Annotated in this window: 13 protein-coding genes and 2 tRNA genes; 10 read left to right on the forward strand and 5 right to left on the reverse strand. The window is 40.8% G+C overall.

Annotated elements, in window-relative coordinates; translation table 11 throughout:
- From truC to msrB, 10 genes are all read left to right on the forward strand, one after another.
- Complete coding sequence (truC, locus tag NYF15_RS13925) at positions 1-774, forward strand: tRNA pseudouridine(65) synthase TruC (RefSeq protein WP_119853338.1); 774 nt, start codon at positions 1-3, stop codon at positions 772-774.
- Positions 761-1,207, forward strand: coding sequence for a flavodoxin (locus NYF15_RS13930; RefSeq protein WP_105175164.1), 447 nt, complete (start codon positions 761-763; stop codon positions 1,205-1,207). The genes truC and NYF15_RS13930 overlap by 14 nt, the downstream gene beginning before the upstream one ends.
- A gap of 118 nt (positions 1,208-1,325) precedes the next feature.
- A complete protein-coding gene (locus NYF15_RS13935; RefSeq protein WP_371353858.1) occupies positions 1,326-2,057 on the forward strand; it encodes an RNA methyltransferase in 732 nt (243 codons plus the stop codon).
- 60 nt (positions 2,058-2,117) lie between these two features.
- Complete coding sequence (locus tag NYF15_RS13940; RefSeq protein ID WP_371353859.1) at positions 2,118-5,519, forward strand: chromosome segregation SMC family protein; 3,402 nt, start codon at positions 2,118-2,120, stop codon at positions 5,517-5,519.
- A gap of 36 nt (positions 5,520-5,555) precedes the next feature.
- Positions 5,556-6,296 (forward strand): cell division protein ZipA, encoded by a 741-nt coding sequence (zipA, locus tag NYF15_RS13945; protein WP_371353860.1) that lies wholly within the window; start codon positions 5,556-5,558, stop codon positions 6,294-6,296.
- An 84-nt stretch (positions 6,297-6,380) separates the two neighbouring features.
- Entirely contained in the window at positions 6,381-8,402 is a 2,022-nt protein-coding gene (gene ligA, locus NYF15_RS13950) for an NAD-dependent DNA ligase LigA (protein WP_371353861.1), read from the forward strand.
- Positions 8,395-8,739, forward strand: a complete 345-nt coding sequence (locus tag NYF15_RS13955) for a DUF3392 family protein (RefSeq protein ID WP_062569962.1) — start codon at positions 8,395-8,397, stop codon at positions 8,737-8,739. The genes ligA and NYF15_RS13955 overlap by 8 nt, the downstream gene beginning before the upstream one ends.
- The gene (locus NYF15_RS13960) at positions 8,739-9,230 is read left to right on the forward strand and encodes a DUF2919 domain-containing protein (RefSeq protein WP_371353862.1); all 492 of its coding nucleotides are present in this window, start codon (positions 8,739-8,741) and stop codon (positions 9,228-9,230) included. The genes NYF15_RS13955 and NYF15_RS13960 overlap by 1 nt, the downstream gene beginning before the upstream one ends.
- Before the next feature lies 1 nt (position 9,231).
- On the forward strand, positions 9,232-9,675 hold the full coding sequence (locus NYF15_RS13965) for a hypothetical protein (RefSeq protein WP_371353863.1): 444 nt from the start codon (positions 9,232-9,234) through the stop codon (positions 9,673-9,675).
- Between the two features lie 64 nt (positions 9,676-9,739).
- Positions 9,740-10,183, forward strand: a complete 444-nt coding sequence (gene msrB, locus NYF15_RS13970; RefSeq protein WP_371353864.1) for a peptide-methionine (R)-S-oxide reductase MsrB — start codon at positions 9,740-9,742, stop codon at positions 10,181-10,183.
- Here msrB and NYF15_RS13975 read toward each other — a convergent pair.
- From NYF15_RS13975 to NYF15_RS13995, 5 genes are all read right to left on the reverse strand, one after another.
- Positions 10,180-12,051 carry an ATP-binding protein gene (locus NYF15_RS13975; RefSeq protein WP_165381475.1) on the reverse strand — a complete coding sequence of 624 codons (1,872 nt, stop codon included), beginning with the start codon at positions 12,049-12,051 and terminating at the stop codon, positions 10,180-10,182. The genes msrB and NYF15_RS13975 overlap by 4 nt on opposite strands.
- A gap of 74 nt (positions 12,052-12,125) precedes the next feature.
- Entirely contained in the window at positions 12,126-13,490 is a 1,365-nt protein-coding gene (locus tag NYF15_RS13980) for an extracellular solute-binding protein (RefSeq protein WP_371353865.1), read from the reverse strand.
- Positions 13,491-13,514: 24 nt separating this feature from the next.
- Entirely contained in the window at positions 13,515-15,149 is a 1,635-nt protein-coding gene (locus NYF15_RS13985) for a response regulator (RefSeq protein ID WP_371353866.1), read from the reverse strand.
- A gap of 372 nt (positions 15,150-15,521) precedes the next feature.
- A tRNA-Val gene (locus NYF15_RS13990) sits at positions 15,522-15,597 on the reverse strand.
- A 100-nt stretch (positions 15,598-15,697) separates the two neighbouring features.
- Positions 15,698-15,773: transfer RNA gene (locus tag NYF15_RS13995), tRNA-Val, on the reverse strand.
- Between the last annotated feature and the right edge of the window lie 106 nt (positions 15,774-15,879).

Genomic DNA, 15,879 nt, shown 5'->3' on the forward strand with positions numbered 1-15,879 from the left:
ATGCAAGAGATTGTTAAGCCACAATTTGACGAGTTAACGATTCTGTACCGCGATGAAAATTACATTGCGATTGATAAACCATCCGGTTTATTGGTTCACCGTTCGTTTTTAGACAAACACGAAACCCAATTTGCAATGCAAATGCTGCGTGACCAAATAGGCCAACACGTGTTTCCTGTTCATCGTTTAGATAGACCAACCTCAGGCGTATTACTGTTTGCGTTAAGTTCAGAAGCGGCCCGTGATATGAACCAGTTGTTTATTGATGGGCAAATTGAAAAGCGTTACTTAGCTTTAGTAAGAGGCTTTTTAAACGAATCAATCTTCTTAGATAAACCTTTAAAAGAAGAGCTTGATAAAATTGCCGATAAGTTTGCTGATCAAGATAAAGCACCGCAAGAAGCACAAACGCAATTTCATTGTCTGCACCAAGCAAGCTTACCTATTCCAATTGGTAAGTACCCAACAGTTCGTTACTCGCTGGTGGAGTGTTTTCCTAAAACTGGCCGCAAACATCAAATTCGTCGTCATTTAAAACATTTATCATTGCCAATTATTGGTGACGTAAATCATGGTGATAATCAGCATAATCAATTTTTTAGAGAGCATTTCCAGCTTCGTCGTTTAATGTTATTTGCCTCTGAATTAAAGTTTGTGCACCCTTATAGCAAACAACCAATAACAATTAGAGCGCCATTAGGCGATGCAATGTTAACGATTTGCCAGCAACTTGGCTGGCCAACAGAAGAAAAGGATTATTATGGCAACTATTAGTATTTTTGTCGGCAGTGTCTATGGCGGTGCTGAGCGTTTAAGCGAGCAAGTTATTGAAGTTATTGAAAAGTCAGAGCATCAAGCGCAATTAGTTGAAAATGGCACGGTTGATGACATGCTTGCTGCATCACATATTTTAGTGATCACATCAACGACGGGTCAGGGTGATATTCCTGATAACTTAATCGCTTTATACAGCCAATTAAACGATCAATTCCCACTGTTAACAGGCAAGCAATACGGCATTATTGCTATGGGCGACCGCAGCTATGGCGATACGTTTTGTGGTGCAGGTCGCAGTTTTGATGAACTGTTTCGCGATTTACAGGCAAAACCTGTTGGTCATCGTTTAGAAATTGATGCCTGTGAAGATTTTGAGCCTTGGCCTGTTACTGAGCCTTGGTTAAATGAATGGCTGACGAAAATTAGTTAATGCCTATTAATTAGCTAGTGTCTCTTAAAAGTGCTGATTGAATAAGCAATTGGCACTTTCCCCTTGGTTTTTCGAGTACAGAATCTGATATACTAAACCATCATTTTATGAGGCTGTTATGATTTCAAAAAACCAACTGAAACTAATTCGTGCATTAGGTCAAAAGAAATACCGTAAGCAATACAATCAGTACCTTGTACAAGGCGAAAAAAATGTACTTGAATTACTAAACAGTGGTTTAAGTATTGCTCATATTTTTGCGACTCCTGCATTTATTTCTGCGCACCAATCAGCACTTGCAGCCCATCAAGTCATTGAAGCAGATGAAGACAGCCTAACTAAAGCCAGTACACTTGTTAGTAACAACGCCGCAATTGCTGTTGTTGATATGCCAAGTCAGCAAGCATTACCAACATCGGGACTTATTTTAGCCCTTGATGGCGTGTCGGACCCGGGGAATTTAGGAACGATTATTCGAGTTGCTGATTGGTATGGTATTAAGCATATTGTTACCAGCACAGACAGTGCGGATGCTTATAACCCTAAAACCATCAGCGCAACCATGGGTTCATTTGCTCGCGTGTGTGTCACACAAACCGACTTAACCAGTTACTTACCTAGTTTAAACCTTCCTGTGTATGGCGCATTTTTAGAAGGTGAGAACATTCACAAAACTGCTCTCAAGCAAGATGCCGTATTACTCATGGGCAGTGAATCCCATGGTATTCGTGCTGATTGCGAAAGCTTAGTTACTGATAAAATCACTATTCCGGCTTATGGCCAAGCAGAATCGCTTAATGTAGCAATGGCAACGGGTATTATTTTAGATAATTTTAAGCGCCACGCTTAACCTTTTACCCTAAAATGGGTTAAATTGAAGAATAACAATAAAAATCGGTAAAACAATTAGATGCGCTTAAGCACCATAAAATTAGCGGGTTTCAAATCGTTTGTTGAACCCACTAAGATCCCATTCCCTGATCAGATGACCTGTGTTGTCGGCCCGAACGGCTGTGGCAAATCAAACGTCATTGATGCAGTGCGTTGGGTGCTAGGTGAAAGCTCAGCTAAAAACTTACGTGGCGATGCCATGACCGATGTTATTTTTAACGGCTCAACTAATCGAAAACCTATTTCACAAGCCTCTGTTGAGTTGGTGTTTGATAACACCAGTGGCCATCTTCCGAATACCTTTGCTGATCGAAACCAAGTGGCGATCAAACGCCTAGTGACCCGAGATGGTCAGTCAATTTATTTTCTAAATGGCAGTAAATGCCGTAAGCGTGATATTACTGATATTTTTTTAGGCACAGGTCTTGGCCCGCGCAGCTATGCGATTATTGAGCAGGGCATGATCTCGCGTTTAATAGAGAGCAAACCGGCTGACTTGCGTGTTTTTTTAGAAGAAGCCGCGGGAGTTTCAAAATACAAAGAGCGTCGTCGTGAAACGCAAACACGCATTAAAAGTACCCGCGAAAACCTTGAACGTTTGCTTGATGTAAGACAAGAGCTGCAAACACAGCTCGATAAGCTTGCAGTGCAATCAGTCGATGCAAAAAAATACCGAGAACTAAAAGCCACTGAACGCACTTTAAAAGGGCAAATTGCGGTTTTAAAGTGGCAGAAGTTACACCAACAACAAATCGATAAAGCTGAGCAAATCAATAAACTTAAAGAGCAAATTCAGTTCTTTAGAGAAGCACATTCTGGCCATGATGATGTTTTAGCCAGCCTTGAAAATCAGGTGCAACTTGAGCAGCAGAAACTGCAAGATGCTCAGCAGGCTCAGCATCAAACTCATACAGAGTTAACACGCAAAGAACAGCAACAGATCAGTTTAAAGCAGCAACAGCAAACACTTAGCCAAAACCTTATCAAACAGCAACAATTGCAGTTACAAAACAAAGAGCTGCAAGAAGAGCAACATGCTTCTGCCGCCATTTTACAAGAGCAACTTCAAGATGCGATTGAGCAAAGTTTGTTGTGCGCTGAGCAAGTTGCAGAGGTTGAAGAACAAGTCGCTTTTAAGCAGCAACAAACGCAAAGTGCCAATGAGCAATATCAAAGCACTTTACATAAAAATCAAGCTCATAGTAGTGATATTAATGTTGCAAAGAGTCAACAGGCTCACTTTGCCCTGAGTCTTGCACAACTTGAAACTCAGCAGACACAACTTGCCGCTGAAATTAGTGAGCTAGAAGCGACCCCAGTTGCAGCGCAAATTGCTGAGCAACAACAGCATATTCAAACACTGACAAAAGAGCTTGCGCAGCAACAAAGTGCGCTAAATAAGCTCACTCACAATCTAGAACAAGCGGATAAAGACCAACAGCACTTAGAGCAGGATTTAAAGCGGGTTCAACAGCACAGCAATGAAAACAAAGCCAGCATAGCTGCGCTTAACTCTTTGTTATCAGAGCAAACCGACAGCGGGAGTGTCTCTTTATTAGCGCAGTTAAAAGTGGCTTCTGGTTTTGAGCCGTTAGTTGAGCAAGCCCTACTTGGCCTTGAGCATCTAAAGGTCAGTCAATATAAAGAGCCGAATAGTGTTTGGCCTGTAACTAATAATGCTGAGCTACCAAAAGAGTCATTAGTAAATTATATCGAATCGGGTGCTTACCCTGACATATTAGCACGGTTTGCATTTCAACCTTGTTTTGATGACGCTATTTTGGCGGATCCATATTGGCTGGCTGTGATTGATGAAGAAGGCTGTATACATGGTCGTAACTTTCATACCGATGCTAATAAAGACACCGACAATTCTTTGCTTTTAAAATATGCTCAGCTTAGCGATGCACAGCAGTTAGATGAAGAGCTCAACGAGCAATTAGAAACCAAGCAGCAATTGTTAAATGAGCATCTAGCACATAAAAAAACGCTCACCGCTGACAAAGAGCAATACAGAGAACGAATTCACCAAGCGGCTCAGCAGATTGCATCGGCCAGTACTCGCCGCGATATGTTGCTAGAGCAGCAAACGCAGTGGCAAAACCAGCTTGTTAAGTTACAACAGCGTCAAACGTTACTGGCTGAGCAAAAGCAAAATGCCGACGAACAGCAACAAACGCAGCAGACTTTACTTGAGCAATTGTTAGAGCAGCAGTTAGAACTTGAAACTGAGTTAGAGCAGGCGAAACATCAACAAACTGAGGCAAATAACAACTATCGCCAAGTGGCTTCTCAGCTTGAGCAATATAAAACGCAAGCACATCAAGCAAATTTGGCCGAACAAAAAGCTCGCAGTGAGTGTCAACTTAGCGAAACTAAACTTCAGCATGCTAATGCCGCCCAAAGTGCGGCTAGTGAAGCTGTATTAGAGCTCACCGAGCAACTAGAAGAGCTAGTGATCCCGCTTGAAGAAGTAGCAGAGCAAATTATGCTATTGCTTGAAAAGCATCAACAAAGTGACGTTGAGCTGAAAAACTTGCAAGCGGCATTGAGTCAAGCTAAAAAGGAGCTTGCTGATAAGCAAATAGCGCTGAAATCATCGCAATCTGAGTTGGTGACGTTGCAAGAGCAGCTGCAAGCATTGGCACTGGATGAGCAAAGTTTAATCGTTAAAGCACAAGCGGCTTTAGAGCCACTTGAAGAACTGCAACAAAATTTAAAAACAGTACTTGAAGAACTGCCTGACAATGCCAATTTAAATAGCATGCAAACTTTGCTTACAAAAACCACGCAAGCTTTAAATGAGCTTGGCGCGGTGAACTTAGCGGCAATAGATGAGTTTGAGCAGGCTAAACAACGTAGCGATTATTTAAATCAGCAGCTTGATGACTTAACACAAGCATTAAATACCCTGGAAGGGGCGATTCAAAAAATCGACCGAGAAACAAAAAATCGTTTCAAGGCGACGTTTGAACAAGTAAACACTGACTTTGGGGAGTTATTCCCCAAAGTGTTTGGTGGCGGTAGTGCTTACCTTGAATTGACCAGTGATGATCTACTGGAAAGTGGGGTGAGCATCATGGCAAGGCCACCAGGCAAGAAAAATTCGACAATTCACCTGCTTAGTGGTGGAGAAAAAGCGCTGACCGCATTATCATTGGTGTTTTCAATATTCAGGCTCAATCCAGCTCCATTCTGTATGCTAGATGAAGTGGATGCGCCATTGGATGATGCGAACGTGGGTCGTTTTTGCCGTTTGGTAGAAGAGATGTCACAATCGGTGCAATTTATTTATATTAGTCATAATAAAATTGCCATGGAAATGGCAGGCAGATTGACTGGTGTAACTATGGCTGAACCCGGTGTTTCTCGGATGGTTGCTGTAGATATTGAACAAGCAGTGCAAATGGCACATGCATAAATTTAGTTAGGCAGATCAAATAATAAAGGTGAGGGGATGGCCGAAGAATTAAGATGGGCTTTAATCGTAATCAGTGTGTTTGTGATTGGTGGTTTATTAATACACGGACTTTGGTCTGTACGGAAAAAAGACAATCCAGAGGTTACGCAGCAAGATCGGGTCGAACCTAACGAACCGACGCCAAGTGTCGAAGATACACCAGAGCCTGTTGTTCAAGAACGCGATGAACCTGAATTTGGTGATTTAAGCTTTAGTGCTGAGAATGATCAGCGCGAGCTTGAGCCTGAAATCGAACAGCAGCCAGTCGAAGAAGAGCAGCCATCAGAGGTTGAATCTGTGACTGATGAGCCGCAACAAGAAGTGCAACCAACGGACTTTATTATTGTTCACTTGCAAATGCCTGAAGGTTTATCGATGGAAGGCAGCCAATTGTTACCTGCTGTTAATATGCTTGGCTTCAAATATTCAGAAGAAGGCTTCTTTAATCGTCACCTAGACCCTGCGGGTACGGGGCCTGTGTTGTTCCGATTAGTGAACATGTATAACCCTGGTACATTCGATATTGATAATATGGAACAATTTAGTACCGCAGGGGTAAGCTTATTTATGACCTTACCATGTGAAGGCGATGGCTTAAGTGCCTTTAATATGTTGCACAGCGCAGCTAAAAAACTTGCTGATGAATTTGGTGCAACTATTTTAAATAGCAACCGTGAAGAAATGACGGTTGACAGTGTGAGAGAGTATGTTGAGAAAGTAAGAAGCTTTTCAGCATAATAGTCGTTGCACATTTTTTGTATTTTAGGCCACTTGGCGATGACTCGTTTAAGTGGCTTTTTTATGTAGATTTTTGAGGTTTTCATGTCCAGCCCTATCTTTGAGCAAATTACTCAATTGCGTGCCCAGTTAGAAGAGCATAACCATAATTACTATGTGCTGGATGCACCCAGTATTCCTGATGCAGAATACGACCGTTTAATGCGTGAGCTAAGTGCGCTTGAGCAAGCGAATCCAGAATTTCAAAGCCCTGATTCACCTACCCAGAAGGTGGGTGGTGCAGCACTTGATAAATTTGAGCAAGTAACGCACCGAGTACCTATGTTGTCACTTGATAACGCGTTTTCTGAGGAAGAATTTGCAGCCTTTAATCGCCGAATTAAAGAACGTGTTATGAATAATAACGAGCTGACATTTTGTTGTGAGCCAAAACTTGACGGTTTAGCCGTATCAATTATTTATCGCAATGGCGTGCTTGTACAAGCAGCCACTCGCGGCGATGGCATGGTCGGTGAAAATATTACCCAGAACGTAAAAACGATTCGAAATGTGCCGCTTAAGTTACGTGGTGATGATATTCCTGCAGAGCTTGAGGTTCGCGGTGAAGTATTTATGGATACCGCTGGGTTTATAAAGCTTAATACTGAAGCTCAAAAGCGTGGTGAAAAAGTATTTGTTAACCCTCGTAATGCAGCGGCAGGAAGCTTACGCCAACTAGATTCTAAAGTAACAGCAATACGCCCATTAATGTTCTATGCCTACAGCACAGGTTTGGTTGCTGATGGTCAGTTACCGGAAGATCATTACCAACAACTTGCTAAGTTGACGGATTGGGGCTTACCACTTTGCCCTGAAACAAAGCTGGTTGAAGGTCAACAGGCCGCGCTCGACTATTATCAAGATATTTTAGTTCGTCGCGAACAATTAAAATACGAAATTGACGGCGTGGTGATCAAAGTAAACGATAAAAAACTACAAGAGCGTTTAGGCTTTGTTGCACGTGCACCACGCTGGGCAATTGCTTTTAAATTTCCTGCCCAAGAAGAAGTAACTAAACTGCTCGATGTTGAGTTTCAGGTAGGCCGCACCGGTGCAATTACCCCCGTTGCTCGTTTGGAGCCAGTATTTGTAGGCGGCGTCACTGTGTCTAACGCAACGCTTCACAATGGCGATGAAATTGCCCGATTGGGCGTTAAAATAGGCGACACCGTGATTATTCGCCGTGCAGGTGATGTTATTCCACAAATTACGCAGGTTGTACTTGAGCGCCGCCCTGACGATGCCAAAGAGATTGAATTTCCAGCTACTTGCCCAATTTGTGATTCGCATGTGGAGCGCATTGCAGGCGAAGCGGTAGCTCGTTGTACAGGTGGTTTAGTTTGCCAAGCGCAGCGTAAGCAAGCAATTAAGCATTTTGCGTCACGTAAAGCGCTTGATGTCGATGGCTTAGGTGACAAAATTGTTGACCAGTTAGTTGACCGTGAACTGATTAAAACGCCTGCTGATTTATTTATCCTTAAGCAGGGTCATTTTGAATCACTTGAGCGTATGGGACCTAAGTCTGCTAAGAATTTAGTCAACGCATTGCAAGACGCTAAGCAAACAACGTTAGCCAAGTTTCTATATTCATTAGGTATTCGCGAAGTGGGTGAGGCGACAGCACAAAACTTAGCAAACCACTTTTTAACCCTAGAAAAAATAACTCAAGCAAGCGTTGATGCATTGACTGAAGTCAGTGATGTTGGTGAGATTGTTGCTAAACATGTACGTGGTTTCTTCACTGAAGAGCATAATATGGACGTTGTTAATGCACTTATAGAGCAGGGCATTCATTGGCCTGCGTTGAGTGCTCCAAGTGAAGATGCGCAGCCATTAGCAGGGCTGACTTATGTTCTAACAGGTACGCTAAGTGAGCTTAACCGTAATGATGCAAAAGCGCGTTTACAGGCATTAGGTGCAAAAGTATCGGGAAGTGTCTCAGCAAAAACAGATGCGTTAATTGCTGGTGAGAAAGCCGGTTCTAAACTGACTAAAGCACAAGATTTAGGAATTGATATTTTGACTGAAGCCGATTTAATCGCATTACTAGGTGAACACAATGGATAGTTTTTTACAGGCAATGTCGTCGCTTGCATTAACTCTAGGTCATTGGTTGCAGCCTCACTTATATAATATTTCGTTATTGTTAGTGGTTTGTTTTTTATCTCTCTATGCGGACGATATCATTAAAATAACAAAGCGTTTTGTGGCACGTCGTCACTTCATTATACGTATTCTGTGTTTTGTGTTAGTCACAGGGTTCGGTATGGGGTTATTGGTTGTATTTATTACCCCTTACTTGAGCAAGCTGCTTATGCTGTTGGGTGTAAAATGGTTGGCTTTGACACTCACAGCTGCCTTTTTAGTATTGGGTATTATCGCTGATAGAAAGAACCAACTGTAATGCGTTATGGGCCTGAATATTGGGATAAATACGGAGCATATAGAACGCCTATAGCTTTTCATTTATCTTTATTAGTACTTTTACGCAGTTACTTTATTTGGATTATGGCGGCGCTGAGTCGTCGCCCTGATTTAGATATTATGTCGTTATTTTTTAGCAGTAAGTCTGATTTCTTTTTTTCTATCGGTATTGCGGCCATTGCTTTATTACCTGCTGTTATATTTTGTTTAAGACGACCACAAGACAACCCTGATAGCGCAAAGCGACTCGCAAGCATATGGCGTTTTATGCGTTGGCCATTAATTTTATGTGCAATCATTGATCTAGGCTGGCTTACATATCAAGCAGCGCATAGTCATTATCAATTTTCATTGTTTCTAGCGTGTCAAATGGTAATGGTATTATGGGTGTTGTTGTACTTACTGAAAAGTCGTTACCTCAGCGTATTTTTTAATGATTGGCCTGATCCAATTATTAAAAAAGGAGAATAAAATGCTTCGTGTTAATAAGCTATTAGCTAAAATTTCAGTGGCAATTGCGTTCGTTTTACTGCTTTTATGGCTTTTCACACCACTGTGGAATAGTGCTCTTTTTTCATTGTTTGTTATTTTTTGGTGTGTGATAACAAGCTCTGCGTTGTACCGAGTTACTCCTTTATTTAAAAACAGAAACCCAGTTGAAGAGTTAATCAAGCGAGATGTTAATCAGCTTGCTTTAATAAGCCTAGCGGGATTATTTGATTTTAAACGTAAAGCCGAATTTGTGTTAATAGGGCAAATCAAAACAATCAGTGTCGGTGAGGGAAGTATTGTTATCGAAGACATTAACTCACAACGGTTGCATGCAGTACTGAGTGTCTCTAAAGCTGAAATAATTTCACATCTTCATATCATTTTATCAGCGCGTGAACGGCAGAAAATTACAATAACATCTTAAGGCTTGCCGAGCCTTAGCTTTTTGATGTAGTGTCTTGGCATACTTTAAATCTTGAGGGGGCCTTATGTTAACTTGGCAAGATATATTAACGTTCGCACAAACTGGTAATCCGACTCCGCCGCGCAGAGTCGAAAAGAGCGCCTCTGAGTGGCAGTTACAGTTAGATGAACACACCTTTTATGTGACACGTTTAAAAGGAACAGAGCGCCCACACAGCTCTGGTTCATGTACTTTATTCGAACCTGGTAAATACGCTTGTGTATGCTGTGATAATTTGCTGTTTGACGCAGATGAAAAATTTGACAGTGGTACTGGTTGGCCTTCATTTACGCAACCAAGCAGTAAAGAAAGTATTGCTTATATTATGGATAACAGCCACGCAATGCAACGTATAGAAGCGGTTTGTAATGTGTGCGATGCGCACTTAGGCCATGTTTTTCCTGATGGCCCAGCACCGAGTGGCCTTCGTTATTGTATGAATGCTATTGCCATGAAAAAATGCGACTAATCTAAGTACTGGGCAATAATAAAGATAAGGTGCTCTCGGTATATTGGTTTACTGATTATATAGTCAGTTAGAATATTCGATTGTGCCTTTTCATCTTTTAACGAGGATGCGGTTACTGCGATAATTGGAATGTGTTTAAAACGGTCGTCACTACGAATTAACTGACATGCTTCTAGCCCACCCATTACTGGCATTTTTAAATCCATGATTATTAAATCCGGTTGCTGTTGTTCTACCTTTTTAAGTGCGTCTTCTCCATTTATAGCGGTATCTATAGTAAAACTCCAACGTGATAAAAATGACTCTAAATAGTCTCTGTTGTAGGGGATATCGTCGACAATTAAAATACGCGCAGGGTTAAAGTGGTAGCTTGAAATAGCAGGGTAGTTACGATGCTCTACCTCGGCCATTGATTCCGCAAGTTCAACATTAGGAATTGATACAATAAACTCACTGCCTTTATCTTTTTCACTCAGTACCGATAACTCGCCACCCATTAATTTAATAAAACGTAGTGAAATTGCTAATCCAAGGCCTGTTCCCCCAAACTCTGAACTGCGCTGACCCTGAACTTGTTCGAAGTCATTAAAGATTAAATCTTGCTGATCTTTAGGAATGCCTTTGCCCGTGTCTTTAACATGAATAGCAATATCGATATGACTTTCATCATCATGAGGCTTGAAGTCGAAATACACATCGACACACCCTTGTGAGGTAAACTTAATCGCATTACTGATTAAGTTTGTCAGTACTTGGCGTACTTTATTGCTATCAAGTAATACGGGTGTTTTGAAGCCAGGGTGAGCTGTCACTTTAAAGTCGAGATCTTTTTGGGCACTTAATTGCAAAAACATCATGTTTAATTCATGACAGATAGTCGGGATCTCGACGCGATCTATATCAAGTTGCATTTTTCCAGCATCAATTTTTGACAAATCAAGAATATCATTAAGAACATTGAGTAGTGAGCTACCTGAAATTGATATTGCTTCTAAGTAGCGACGCTTGTTTTTGTCTGTTTCACTGTCTTGTAGTAATTGGCTAAACCCAAGCACCGCATTGAGTGGTGTTCTTAACTCATGTGACATATTTGCTAAAAAGCGGCTTTTGGCTTGATTAGATTGTTCAGCTTGCTCTTTCGCATCAATATATTCTTGTGTGCGCTTAGCGATGGTTTCTTCTAATTGACTGTGTTGTTCATGCATGCTGTTTATCTGCTGCCTTACCGCTGCGCGCATCATCTTAAAGCCACTTGCTAGGGTACCAATTTCATCTTGGCTTTTAATATTGATAGGGCAGTTTAAATCACCTGTGGTAACAGCATGAGAAAACTCTACAAGTTGCTCTACAGGCTGTAAGATAATTCGCCTGATGATGATATAGGCAATGATCATCGCAGCAAGTAGGTAAATTGCAAATAAAGATATTGCATTACTAATGATTGATTTTGTTTTTAGGGCCAAGTCCTTGTCTGAAAAGGTCACAATAACGTAACCTATATTCTCACCTTGATGGTTATCAATGGGTACGGCAACAGCGTATTGTTGATCTAAAGGCACGATGGTATTTTGATTTGGCTTAAGTTGCTTGAGTATTACTTGATTTGTTTCTAGCGTATCAATTTTAGATGTGTCGGGGTGAGCTGCAATAAAGTTATTTTGATCAATAAAATAAATGGTTTGAAGATCATCGAATGTATTGTTTTTTAAGATGTTCTTTAACGTGATCCCCTGAATCTTTAAAACCCAACTGCCAATGGTGTTATCGGTCGTTAAATTGTCGATTTCTGAGAGCATAGGTGAAACGATCGCATCGGCTTTCTCACTCATGTTCAGTAAAGTCTGTTCTTTTAATTCAACTACATGCATAGAAGTGCTCACCCCCAAAATTAGAGTGATGGTAAAACCTATAATCATCAAAATTTTATGAGCAATACTGACTCTCATTGTTGAACCGCTCTATTTGATGTTAAGTGCTTCATATCGGCGTTAATTTTAGCATGGGTGGCTTTTATTGATTCTTTAATATCTGCACCATAAAAGATTTGACTAAATGTATATGAAATGACTTTTCCGATAACCGGAAATTCAACCATGCCTGCTTGTAAGCGATCTGGTGTGGCGTGATCAAATACCCATAGCATAGTGTTATTAAAGCCAGGTTTGTTGACAAGAGTGAACAGTTTTTCGTGCCATACTTTTTTTCGTGGGGGCGAGCCGCCAGTACTTAATAATGAGGCTGTTTGTTCACTTGTCGCCCATTGAATGAATAACCACGCAGCTGTTTTATTATTTGAATGAGCATTAATTGTAAACGCCCAAGCCCAAGGAGAGGTTTCTCGCGCAACAGGGCCCGCTGGTAAAGGGGCCGCTTCCCATTTATTCCAAATATCGGATTCTTCCGCTGTATCAATTTCATTGTAGAAATGTGAGGCTAAAAAAGCGGATGCGAGTTTTCCTTGCTTAAACTGGTTTCGCAACTCATAAAAATGTAAAAGCCGGCTATTGTCTGGTGTGCCATAGCCAGTTACTAAATTGCGATACATCTTTAAGGCATCTTCTGTTTCAGGGCTATCAAACTCTGATTCCCCATGTTCATTGATTACCTGTGCACCGTAAGCCCGCATAATAGGTAAAATAGTCCATGTGTTCAACCCTGCACCAGGTAAGGTGCGAGAGGCAAATGCGTGCATACCCTTTAATTGAGGATCAGTATCAATAGCGCGTTGTAATGCTACTTTTGTTTTTAATAGTTCTGCATACGTATCGGGGACTTTAAGATTGAAACGTGTAAATAAGTCTTTTCGATAAAAATAAATTGGCGCAGAAAAATCAAAAGGAAGTGAATACAGTGCGCCATTAATGCGGCAGAGCGCAAGACTTCGTTCACTAATATCCTCTAATTGATACCAACTTTTATCGGTAATTAGTGGATTTTCTAAATAGGGTGCTAAGGGCTCAATCCAGCCATGACTTTGTGCTTCACCTAAAAAAGTAATTCCCATTGGGTGAACATCATATAAACCAAGTCCTTCACTTAAATCTTGGTGGCGTCTAATACGCATTTGAGATTGCTCAAGTGGGTGAAAGCCGACAGAAATACCAGTTAGCTTCTCGAATAGAGGAATATAAGGCTTTAAAGCCATAAAAGCAGGCTGCTCATCAGCTAATATATTTATATGGCTACCAGCTTCACTTTGCCAATTGATCTTTGCTTGTTGCCAGTGTTGTAGCTCTGATGAGGCACTCGTATTAATACCGCCCAGTAAAGTGATTAAAAAAAGAAAGTGTTTTAAATACGTTTTCAAAAGAAGCCCCCAGTAAATCAGTTTTTAATCAGTAAGCTGTAGGTTCATTTTTGCTGCGCGGGCTTTTATTTTTTCAAAACGCGCGGCTTGCTCATCTTCAAGCGTGTGCTTACTTAGCAAGCGGTAGCATTTTTTGGCAAGTACAAGGTTGAAGGATTGACCTTGCCCATTGTTATCAAATAAACACTGCAATAGATTTAGCGCAATGCTGGCATTTTTAGGCATGACTCTAAAAGCTTGTGTAAATGCTTCGAGTGCAACATTGAGCTGACCTTTATTAAAATGCGAAACAGCGTGATTGTTTAACTCTTTCGGACCCATTTTGATGTCACGACGCTCTGTTTGTTGCTGTTGAATATAGCGTACATAAACTGGGTCGCTGACAGATGGGTGTCGCTCGCAATGAGTAATTATTTGATTAAAAAGCATTTGTGCTTTGTTATGAAAACCAAGTTCGTGAAAAGCTTTTGCTTTATCAAGTGCTCCGTCGACAGAGCGAATTTGCGTATCACTTTCATCAAGCTGTTCAATCAGTGCTTTTGCTTTTTGATGTTCATCTTTTAAATAGTGCAATCGTGCATTTAAAACATCAATTTGAGTTTGGTTATTACTGTTCGGAAACTGCTGCTTTAAATCATTTAAATATTGATTAGTTTGCCTTGAGATACGATTAACTTGATCGCTTTGATCTGTCGTAAGCGCAAAGTCGATGCCTGCGCGTGCGGCATTTAAATAAACATCAGGGTGATCATGAATAGAGTGTTTCGCGTAATTGGCAATATCTTTTTGTGTTAGGTAATTTTTCTCATAATCATGATTAAGCAAGGAAACGTGACTGAGTGCTTTTTGGCGAGAAATATTACGGGGAGCAATATTAACAGCCTGACTGAAGAAAGCTTGAGCCTCGTCAAATTGGTTTAGTTTAACCTCTAAGCGACCGAGTAAATCGAGTGCGACTAAGCGAGTTTCATTGCGTTGTAACATCGTTTTGAGCATACGCTGAGCGAGAATATGTTCGTTATTAGCGATAAGCGCTTCAACTAAGCCCACTTTAGCCCATGTAAATTTTTGAATATTGAGTACTGACTTGAAGAAAGCTTTTGCATCTTCATTACGCTTTAAGCGGAGTAGGGCATTACCCTTTAACCGTAACAAAATAGCACTATAAGTATTACTCTTATTTTGTAATAGCTCGTCTATGTGCTTAATTGCTTTAGAGTCGTTATCGTCATCAATTAGCTGGTACACACGCTGTAAATGGTATTTACGCATGAGTACTTTTTCGATACGGTTTTTGAGTTCGTAAATTGTGTATGGTTTAACAAGAAAGTCATCGGGCTGTAGTTCTAATACACTATGAACTAATGAGCCGCTTGTCTCTGCTGAAATAAAAATAAACCCAGTTGAGCTTTTAATATAACGTTTTACTTTTAGCTCTTCATAGAGCTGATAACCATCTTGGTGTTTGCTTAAATTAAATGAGCAAACAATTAAATCAAACTGTTCAACTTGGCATTGCTCCTTGGCAGCTATTGCGTGTTCAGCAAAGCGAAGTTGACGAAAACCTAACCCTTCAAGAGATTGTTTCATATAGCTTTGAGCTAGCGGCTGCTCTTCCACTATTAATATTTTAGCTTTCGAAAAAATCTTTGTAGGCATTGGACTTGCGACCGAGTGATATTAAAGGTGACTATAATAAACAGTCTAGCTGCTGACAAGGCAATTTGCAGGTTTAGTATAATTAGGACTGATAATTCATGCTAAATAATGGCTTAATTCAGTATTTAAATTTCAGGTATTGAAAAGCTGTTAAATGTTTATATGTGTTAGGTCGTACTGGACTTTAACTATCGAGCCTGTGCTTTGTAAAGAGTGGCGATGCTTTTAAATGTGTAAAGATTTTTTGTATGAAGAGGGCTTATATGTGGTGGGTCGTACTGGACTTGAACTATCGAGCCTGTGTTTTGTAAAGAGTGGCGATGCTTTTGAAACTAGAGATAAAAAGGAGTCTTTAAAGAAAGTGTTTATATGTGGTGGGTCGTACTGGACTTGAACCAGTGACCCTCGCCTTGTAAGGGCGATGCTCTCCCAACTGAGCTAACGACCCACATATAAATTTTTGAAGATTAAATGGTTGGTTTTACTGAACTTAACCACCGAGCCTTTTCGTTGTAAAGAGTTGCGATGCTCTTTGCTTCAAAAAGTAATGGTGGGTCGTACTGGACTTGAACCAGTGACCCTCGCCTTGTAAGGGCGATGCTCTCCCAACTGAGCTAACGACCCATATAATCTTTTTTCTTCGCTACCATTTTTAACTTTTTTCTTTAAAAAGTAAATGGTGGGTCGTACTGGACTTGAACCAGTGACCCTCGCCTTGTAAGGGCGATGC

It is taken from the genome of Pseudoalteromonas sp. 68 DY56-GL68 (assembly GCF_041414825.1).
GTDB lineage: Bacteria > Pseudomonadota > Gammaproteobacteria > Enterobacterales > Alteromonadaceae > Pseudoalteromonas.

Excerpts from the sequence above, each read along its gene's own strand:
- truC (WP_119853338.1), top strand. The coding sequence starts at position 1 with ATGCAAGAGATTGTTAAGCCACAATTTGACGAGTTAACGATTCTGTAC.
- NYF15_RS13955 (WP_062569962.1), top strand. The coding sequence starts at position 8,395 with ATGGATAGTTTTTTACAGGCAATGTCGTCGCTTGCATTAACTCTAGGT.
- NYF15_RS13960 (WP_371353862.1), top strand. The coding sequence starts at position 8,739 with ATGCGTTATGGGCCTGAATATTGGGATAAATACGGAGCATATAGAACG.
- NYF15_RS13985 (WP_371353866.1), bottom strand. The coding sequence starts at position 15,149 with ATGCCTACAAAGATTTTTTCGAAAGCTAAAATATTAATAGTGGAAGAG.
- NYF15_RS13930 (WP_105175164.1), top strand. The coding sequence starts at position 761 with ATGGCAACTATTAGTATTTTTGTCGGCAGTGTCTATGGCGGTGCTGAG.
- ligA (WP_371353861.1), top strand. The coding sequence starts at position 6,381 with ATGTCCAGCCCTATCTTTGAGCAAATTACTCAATTGCGTGCCCAGTTA.
- NYF15_RS13940 (WP_371353859.1), top strand. The coding sequence starts at position 2,118 with ATGCGCTTAAGCACCATAAAATTAGCGGGTTTCAAATCGTTTGTTGAA.
- NYF15_RS13975 (WP_165381475.1), bottom strand. The coding sequence starts at position 12,051 with ATGCATGTAGTTGAATTAAAAGAACAGACTTTACTGAACATGAGTGAG.
- NYF15_RS13935 (WP_371353858.1), top strand. The coding sequence starts at position 1,326 with ATGATTTCAAAAAACCAACTGAAACTAATTCGTGCATTAGGTCAAAAG.
- msrB (WP_371353864.1), top strand. The coding sequence starts at position 9,740 with ATGTTAACTTGGCAAGATATATTAACGTTCGCACAAACTGGTAATCCG.
- zipA (WP_371353860.1), top strand. The coding sequence starts at position 5,556 with ATGGCCGAAGAATTAAGATGGGCTTTAATCGTAATCAGTGTGTTTGTG.
- NYF15_RS13965 (WP_371353863.1), top strand. The coding sequence starts at position 9,232 with ATGCTTCGTGTTAATAAGCTATTAGCTAAAATTTCAGTGGCAATTGCG.